The organism is Aliagarivorans taiwanensis DSM 22990 (assembly GCF_000429505.1).
Lineage (GTDB): Bacteria > Pseudomonadota > Gammaproteobacteria > Enterobacterales > Celerinatantimonadaceae > Aliagarivorans > Aliagarivorans taiwanensis.
In genome coordinates, this window is record NZ_AUBZ01000075.1 from 1 (window position 1) to 1520 (window position 1520).

The 1520-nt window shown below is 41.2% G+C and carries 2 protein-coding genes; one reads left to right on the top strand and one right to left on the bottom strand.

Features of this window, described 5'->3' with window-relative positions:
- Positions 1-202 precede the first annotated feature (202 nt).
- Positions 203-838 (bottom strand): hypothetical protein, encoded by a 636-nt coding sequence (locus G462_RS23565; protein WP_211234249.1) that lies wholly within the window; start codon positions 836-838, stop codon positions 203-205.
- A 205-nt stretch (positions 839-1043) separates the two neighbouring features.
- Between G462_RS23565 and tcmP the strand changes: the two genes are divergently transcribed.
- Positions 1044-1457 carry a three-Cys-motif partner protein TcmP gene (gene tcmP / locus G462_RS24105; RefSeq protein ID WP_051326889.1) on the top strand — a complete coding sequence of 138 codons (414 nt, stop codon included), beginning with the start codon at positions 1044-1046 and terminating at the stop codon, positions 1455-1457.
- Positions 1458-1520 lie beyond the last annotated feature (63 nt).

Below are 1520 nucleotides of genomic sequence, written 5' to 3' on the forward strand. Positions count from 1 at the left end.
AGAAAGATCGTCAATGGATCTGTCTTAACTGATCGGCATTAGGGCTGAGCCCTCCTGTGGGAGAGTAATAAAGTTTCATACTAAATTGACTCTAACAGCATGTTATTGGCACTTAGTTTTTTATTGGTAAAAAATAAAGTGTCATACTAGATAGAAAAATTTGATTGCTCGACCACTTCATAAAAGTAATAAAGTATCATACTTACCAACCTTCGTTAGTTGATTCTTGTATTCCACAATCGTTGAGAACAGACGAATCAACTCGTACAGAACGCATGTCGTCCAACCCCTTTATCATAGCCATAAGCTCTGGATCGTTGTCTTCGCGAAAGCAGACTATATAGTCGTAAATCAAACCATCACTACTTTCATTTGTATCGATTTCATAGTCGAGCCTCTGCATTTCACTAAACGCTAGACCAAACTCTAGAGCTAATGCCTTAACTTGATTGGTGTTGTCATCATCCATTATTGTTTGCAGAGGCATTATGGAAAACTCAGCTCTCTTTATTCCTTTTTTCTTCCAATCGCGAAGCACACCCGACCACAAATTACCTCGCAGACTCGAGGTCGGCGAGAACCTACTCGCTCTCCAATGCAGAACTTCCCTAGTTCCATCAAGCTTGAAAAGTAACACTTCCGCTTCTTTGCGCTCTATGAGTAGTCGCTTAAACTCGTCTTCATCTTCTGGGTTAAACACTACTGAAGGTTTAGATTCAGGCTTCCCTTCCACCGAGTCCAGTAACCTGCAAATAACAGATTCTGGAGAATCAAACCCTACAGCAAGGTTCTCCAGCCTTTGATAAGTCGACTCCGATACCTCGATAACCTTAGCCATTTGCACCTCACAAAAAAGACCATACATGACCAATATAAACCATATATGATTAATTGCAAATCATATATGGTTCACTATAGACAACTTCAACTTGCGACATACTTAGGATTGATACAAGAACATTTACTTATGTACGTGATTATCAATAGTAAAAAAGGCAAAATCAGATAACAAACTCAAAGACGCTAGTGAGATTTCTACGGACATGGCAACAAAAGAGACTGTTTGGGAACTTGAAGAGCACTCTATCGGCAAACACCTAGTTTTATGTAACTACTTAAATGCTTGGCTTCCTATCATGAGCAAATACAACCAACGTCTGCTCATCATTGATGGCTTTGCCGGTCCAGGTGAATACAAAGGCGGCCAGTTGGGCTCACCCATACTCGCGCTAGACGCTCTTATCGCACATAAGCATCAAAATCTACTGAGTCCCGAAGTAGTCTTCTATTTCATCGAGAAAGATCCTAAGCGGTGTGATCATCTGAAGTCCCTCATCGTTCAAAGGTACCCTAGTCTTCCAGCAAATGTGAAAGTGCACATTACATGTGGCAAGTTTGACTCCCACATGGGAGAACTTCTGGACGATTGTAGTGGCATAGTGAATTTGGCCACCTGAATAGACGAAGTGATAGACTCACTTCCGGACAAAAGGTGGTAGAAATGAAGAACACAAGACCGA